Source organism: Cupriavidus sp. 8B, assembly GCF_054589115.1.
The window spans coordinates 1-5,154 of sequence record NZ_BAAILO010000197.1 but is presented as its reverse complement, the minus strand read 5'-3'; the positions used below and the strand labels follow the sequence as shown (position 1 = coordinate 5,154).

General features: G+C 63.0%; 9 protein-coding genes and 1 pseudogene. 4 read left to right on the top strand and 6 right to left on the bottom strand.

What is annotated here, in order from left to right; genetic code table 11:
• The first annotated feature begins 241 nt into the window (after nucleotides 1-241).
• Nucleotides 242-556, top strand: a complete 315-nt coding sequence (locus tag ACYP5B_RS19425; protein WP_459570803.1) for a hypothetical protein — start codon at nucleotides 242-244, stop codon at nucleotides 554-556.
• A 4-nt stretch (nucleotides 557-560) separates the two neighbouring features.
• Here ACYP5B_RS19425 and ACYP5B_RS19420 read toward each other — a convergent pair whose 3' ends face one another.
• The 4 genes from ACYP5B_RS19420 to ACYP5B_RS19405 are packed head-to-tail and all read right to left on the bottom strand — an operon-like array spanning nucleotide 561 to nucleotide 2,093.
• Nucleotides 561-761, bottom strand: coding sequence for a hypothetical protein (locus ACYP5B_RS19420; protein ID WP_459570802.1), 201 nt, complete (start codon nucleotides 759-761; stop codon nucleotides 561-563).
• A gap of 41 nt (nucleotides 762-802) precedes the next feature.
• A complete protein-coding gene (locus ACYP5B_RS19415) occupies nucleotides 803-1,018 on the bottom strand; it encodes a hypothetical protein (RefSeq protein WP_459570801.1) in 216 nt (71 codons plus the stop codon).
• The gene (locus ACYP5B_RS19410) at nucleotides 981-1,823 is read right to left on the bottom strand and encodes a DNA cytosine methyltransferase (RefSeq protein ID WP_459570804.1); all 843 of its coding nucleotides are present in this window, start codon (nucleotides 1,821-1,823) and stop codon (nucleotides 981-983) included. Before ACYP5B_RS19410 ends, ACYP5B_RS19415 begins: the two co-directional genes overlap by 38 nt.
• A gap of 54 nt (nucleotides 1,824-1,877) precedes the next feature.
• Nucleotides 1,878-2,093, bottom strand: a complete 216-nt coding sequence (locus ACYP5B_RS19405; protein WP_459570800.1) for a hypothetical protein — start codon at nucleotides 2,091-2,093, stop codon at nucleotides 1,878-1,880.
• Between the two features lie 359 nt (nucleotides 2,094-2,452).
• Between ACYP5B_RS19405 and ACYP5B_RS19400 the strand changes: the two genes are divergently transcribed.
• The gene (locus tag ACYP5B_RS19400) at nucleotides 2,453-2,791 is read left to right on the top strand and encodes a hypothetical protein (protein WP_459570799.1); all 339 of its coding nucleotides are present in this window, start codon (nucleotides 2,453-2,455) and stop codon (nucleotides 2,789-2,791) included.
• Between the two features lie 309 nt (nucleotides 2,792-3,100).
• Here the strand turns inward: ACYP5B_RS19400 and ACYP5B_RS19395 are convergent, their stop codons facing one another.
• Entirely contained in the window at nucleotides 3,101-3,442 is a 342-nt protein-coding gene (locus ACYP5B_RS19395; RefSeq protein WP_459570798.1) for a hypothetical protein, read from the bottom strand.
• 3 nt (nucleotides 3,443-3,445) lie between these two features.
• A complete protein-coding gene (locus ACYP5B_RS19390; protein WP_459570797.1) occupies nucleotides 3,446-4,399 on the bottom strand; it encodes a DnaJ C-terminal domain-containing protein in 954 nt (317 codons plus the stop codon).
• Nucleotides 4,400-4,559: 160 nt separating this feature from the next.
• Between ACYP5B_RS19390 and ACYP5B_RS19385 the strand changes: the two genes are divergently transcribed.
• Together ACYP5B_RS19385 and ACYP5B_RS19380 are read left to right on the top strand one after the other, a co-directional pair.
• Nucleotides 4,560-4,994 carry an Hsp20/alpha crystallin family protein gene (locus ACYP5B_RS19385; protein WP_400098580.1) on the top strand — a complete coding sequence of 145 codons (435 nt, stop codon included), beginning with the start codon at nucleotides 4,560-4,562 and terminating at the stop codon, nucleotides 4,992-4,994.
• 18 nt (nucleotides 4,995-5,012) lie between these two features.
• A pseudogene (locus tag ACYP5B_RS19380) lies at nucleotides 5,013-5,154 on the top strand (Hsp20/alpha crystallin family protein); the annotation flags it as partial.

Genomic DNA, 5,154 nt, shown 5'->3' with positions numbered 1-5,154 from the left:
CAGAAATGGGGGTATGTAGTCGAAATCCGATACACAGCCGAGCCCGATGACGACGCCATCTACGGCCCCGCGTCGGACCATAGCGATTACTTCACCGAGGCAGCTGCCGAGCAGGCCGCATTGCACTATGGCGAGCGAGCGATCGACGTGCTTCTTGCGCTTGGTTGATCTCACCCCGCTATCCCCATCCGTCTCGCTTCCTTCGCGTGCTACGATCCTTCGGAACGACAGGGGGCAAGCCATGGCGAACTTCGAAACCGATGCCGAAATTCTCGAGTGGATTGCTAAACACAGCGAGGACGAATTCCGGCAGCACGTAGAGCACCACACGTTCGGCGACAGGCGCTTAGAGAACGCTCGTGCCTATCTCGATAGGATCGACAGCCAGCGAGCGGAGATACTCGAGGAACGAGCGCTTCTGGCTACGGAGCAGGCAGCGGGGGCGGCGCAGAACCAAGCCGAGACTGCGCGACAAGCGCTTCGCATTTCGAAATGGGCTCTCGGTATAGCTATCGTTTCCGCATTTGTGGCCGTGGCCGGTTTGGTCGGAAAATAGGCCACTACAACACCTCCGCAGGCTGCTCCACCGGTACTACGGCCACCGGCCGCACCCACACTGGAGTGGCCGACAGCATGAACGTCTCGCCGGATTCGGCCAGCAGCAGGGTGGTGCCCATTACCTCGGCGATCGCGCACGCGGCGTCCGGCGGCACGGCGTTGCTGATCCGTTCACGCCAGGCCTGATCGCTCAGGCGGTCCAACTCCAGGTATTCCTCCGGCTCAACGAGGGACTGCAGGCAGGCTAGTTCAAACGTGGTGAAAGGGCGGTACCGGCCGGCTCGTCGAAGCCGGGAAGGCGGTACTTGCCCGCGCCCTCGAAGCCGGTCGATGCGCGCGGGTCCTGCACGCACTGGCCTGTGCCGTGGGCGCTGGTGACCGCGCCGGCGGCCTGGTCCCACGGCACGATGTGGAACTCGTTGTTATGCTTGGCCGGCCCCGGGTGGCGCGGGTCGGCCACGCTGAAGGTGCCCTGGCCGGGCGACTTGACGCCGATGATGGCGCCGGACGTCTCGCCCCAACGCAGCACGCCATACTGTTGGTACTGGGCAGCGTTGGCCGGGCCGCGCGGTCGCGATCGAGAACGTGCCATTGCTGGGCAGCGACTCGCCCACGACCGTGCCGGCATGCCCGTTCCAGTCCAGCACGCCCAGCGTGCCGTTGCGCCGCTCCGGCATGATCAGGTAGTCCCGCAGGTGCCCGTTCTCCACTGCCAGCTTGTTCAGGCTGCGCCAGTCACTGCCGGCCTCGACGAACGCCAGGCGCACCCAAGTCTTCCACTGCAACGACGGCACACGGTGCATCGGGCCGCCGGCGGGATCGCCCTGCCGCGGCATGCGGCCCAGCACGGTGCCGACGCCCTGCAGACGGTGAATCTTGGGCTCGCACAGGAAGGCCGGGACCTGCTCCATGTGCCGAGCCACCATGAGGAAGCGCTTGCGGCTCTGCGCCAGCTTGCCGATCTGGCCGCAATCGTGCGTGGTCTCGTTCACGGCATAGCCGTAGTGGCGCAGGATCTGGTTGATCTGGTCCAGCAGGTGCGGCCCGCGCGTGGCCAGACGCGGCACGTTCTCGAAGACGATCAGCTTGACGGGCTTGTCCTTCCAGGCCTTGCATATCAGCCACACGCAGCGCAGGGTCAGCTCGTTGAGCGCCTGGTACTTCGGCGTGCGGCTCAGAGCCTCGGACAGCAGCCCGGGCGCGCCCTTGCATGGCGACGAGATGAACACGCAATCGGGCGTCTCGTTGCCGGCGGCGCGCCGGATGTCGACGGCCGTGGCCTCGCACCAGCCCGCCGGCGGCTCTTTGCCCCAGAAGGCCTAGTACATCTCGCGGGTGAACAGTTCCATGACCGTGCACGTCACGCCCACGAGCTGCTCGAAGTCGCGAGCGGCGGCCGGGGCGACGTCGATGCCGCCGATGCAGCGCCAGGTCGCGATCGTGTTGCCCACCTGGGACGCGGCCTTCTTGAAGCCCTTGGCGCCGCCGCCCAGGCCAAAGCAGAAGCCGAACGTCTTGTATTCGCGGCGGATCATAGCGTCACCCCTTGAGAAGCGCCCATCACACGGCCACAGAGCCCAGCGTCCGGTGTCCTAGACTCCAAGCAGTGGCTCCGGCGGTCGGAGCGTTCGACGAGGAGGGTGCCGTGAAACGGACTCGGAATGTGCTTCTGGTCTTGGTCATAGCTGCCTTGGGCGGCTGCGTATGGGTGCCCGATGGCGGCCGGGAAGGCGGTCGGTACGGGGAGGGCGGCTACAGGGGCGACGAGCGTCGCGAGCACCATCGGGATCGTGAAGAGCGTCGCGAGCGAGGAGATGAGGAAGGGCGCGGGGGCTACTACCCGCGCGGCTACTGAGTGATGCATCGTCCAGTCAGCGGCTAGGCGCGCGTTGGCATGCTGGTGCTTGGTCACGCGGCGGGTGGTCATGCGCGCTCATTGCCGGCCAGGGGCGATGCCACGCCGGCGCACGGCGCCGAGTCGAAATTCAGGGCTGCCCGGTTGGCGCGCATGGCGACGCACGTCGACGATGAATCAGATATCTGCGAACGATCGGGCGCTTCGCCGGTACGAGAGGTCGTATTGACTCCGCCGCTGATCGATCCTGGCCGAATCCTGCTTGCCGTGCCACGATCAACCGAGGTCAAAAGCGGGGTCACCGATACTGATTTCTACGAAATTGATATGAACTGCTCGTGCAGGAATCGAATTATCTTTTCCTTTCCGTGTTTGTAATTATTAGCCCGACAGTGAAATGGGTCGGAAGGACGTGGCACATATTAAATTAAAATTATTTCATCCAATTTCTTGTATTTTTAATATGTTCTTTCAGATATGGTCAATCCCGCAGGTTAGCAATCCAACTTGGAGGCTGGCTGCACCGAGGTGGTAAAAGTCGCCGCGTTGAAGTACGCGAGAGAGTGGCTCTGGGGGCGGGCCCTTGGGGCACGGCTTGCCGCCACCAGCAGGCCGCCCCTCATAGCGTTTTCGCTCATCAGGACCAGGGGGAGGGTCACGAGTTGGCAACAGACGGTTGGCTCAGGCTCAACGGCGCCAGGCTAGCGCATCCATGACGCGCTCAGCACCGATTGTTACAGCGCAGCCGCGCTTGTAGATCATCCATTTCTTCCCGTAGGTTGGCCACCAGAGCGGCCAGTTCCGGTATGGCGTCAAAGTCATGCTCCAACTGACGCAGCTCCGCGCCCGTAACAGGCTGGCGCTGGAAAACCGGCAGCCGCCAGCGACACTTACGGCATGGGGGAACAAGCCCTCATCTACATGCCGCATGAGCCACTCTGGTTCCACCATGCAGGCTGCCGCCACTTGCTCCAGAGTCAGCCAAGCATCTTCCATCAGGCAGCCGATCAGAACGTCGTCATCAGGCATGGGTCAGGCTCTCCTGTCCGGGCGCGGGTTAAAGGCCAATTCCCGTGCCATGGTTTCATACAGCCCCCGTGCTATAGGGGTGTTTGCCGGCGGCAACACCACCTGGATGTCCAGCAGCAGATCGCCTGGTGGATTCGCGGGGATGCCCTTGCCGCGCACGCGTAGCTCGCTGCCGCTCTGGGCGCCGGGGGGAATGCGCACCTTCAGTTCGCCCCCAGGTAAATGGATGGGCACTACCGCCCCCAGCGCCGCCTCCCATGGCGCCACCGGCAGGGTGAGGTGTAGATTGCGTCCCTTCACTTTCAGTTGGTCGTGCGGTTTGAAATGCACTTCCAGAAAAAGATCCCCCGCCGGCGCACCGCCGGTCCCCGGCGCACCCTGCCCACCCAGACGGATGAGCTGACCTTCGCGCACGCCTTTGGGAATTTTCACGCTGAGGGTCCGGCTCCTGAGCTGTACCCCGCCACGGGCGTCCATGCTTGGTACCTGCAGCGAAAGCTGACGGGTGGCGCCGGTAAAGGTGTCGTCCAGGTCCAGCAGCACCTTGGCGTGGTGATCCACACCGCGTGACTGAAAGTTGCCACCGTGTGTATGGAAACCGCGGTTTCCGCCCCCTACGTGGCCAAACAGCTCGGCGAAGAAGTCGCTGAAATCGGCCTCTTTCCGGGGCGAGTAGCCCCGACTGGAGAACTCAAAGCCGGTGTTCCAGTCCGGCGGCGGACGGAACTCCTGGCCGGGCTGATGGCCTCGTCCCAATTGGTCGTACGCGGCGCGCTTTTCCGGGTCGGAGAGTACGGCATAGGCCTCGTTGAGCTCCTTCATGCGCAGTTCGGCATCCGACTGCTTGGAAACATCGGGATGGAACTTGCGCGCGAGCTTGCGGAACGCCTTCTTGATGTCCTCCGCGGCGGCATCGCGCGTCACTCCCAGCGTTCTGTAGTAGTCCTGGAATTCCATGCGTGTTCCCCTTTTCAGGTCTCTAGCGCTGCCCTTCCGCTCGGAAGCATGATGGCGAATATCAGTCAAATCAAGAACTTGATATCCTCGGGGGAAGCCTTACCATTGCAACCGGGGACGCCAGAATATGGCGCCCGCGCCAGAGTGAATGGAGGCAAACATGATGTATCGGTCCCTGTTTCCCCGTGACGTATTCTCAGAACTGGACCGCCTGCAGCGCGAGATGCAACAGGCATTCGAGCTGTCTCCCAGCATTCGCGGTCGGGTCAGTTTTCCGGCCATCAATGTCGGCGGCACCCCTCACTCGGTGGAAATCTACGCTTTCGCCCCCGGCATCGATCCGGCCAGCATCGACGTGCAACTGGTGAAGGGTGTACTGACCATTGTCGGCGAGCGCAAGCCCGATCTCTCTGACAAGGACGAGCAAACCTCCCTGCATATCAATGAACGCTTTGCCGGCCGCTTCCGCCGTGTAGTGAGCCTACCGGACGACGTAAATCCCAATGCGGTGGAAGCCAAGTACCGCGACGGCGTGCTGCACATCAGCATCCAGCGCCTCGAAGCAGCGCAGCGGCGCCAAATCAGCATCCAGTGATGCGAGGGGGATCTGGCCATGAGCGAAAATACTGCTGTCACCAAACAAGCCGAAACTGGCAGCACTGAAGCGGCCCTGATGCCGCCAGTGAATGTGTACGAGGACGCCGCAGGCATCACCCTGTACGCCGATCTGCCGGGTGTGCCCAAGGACAAGCTGG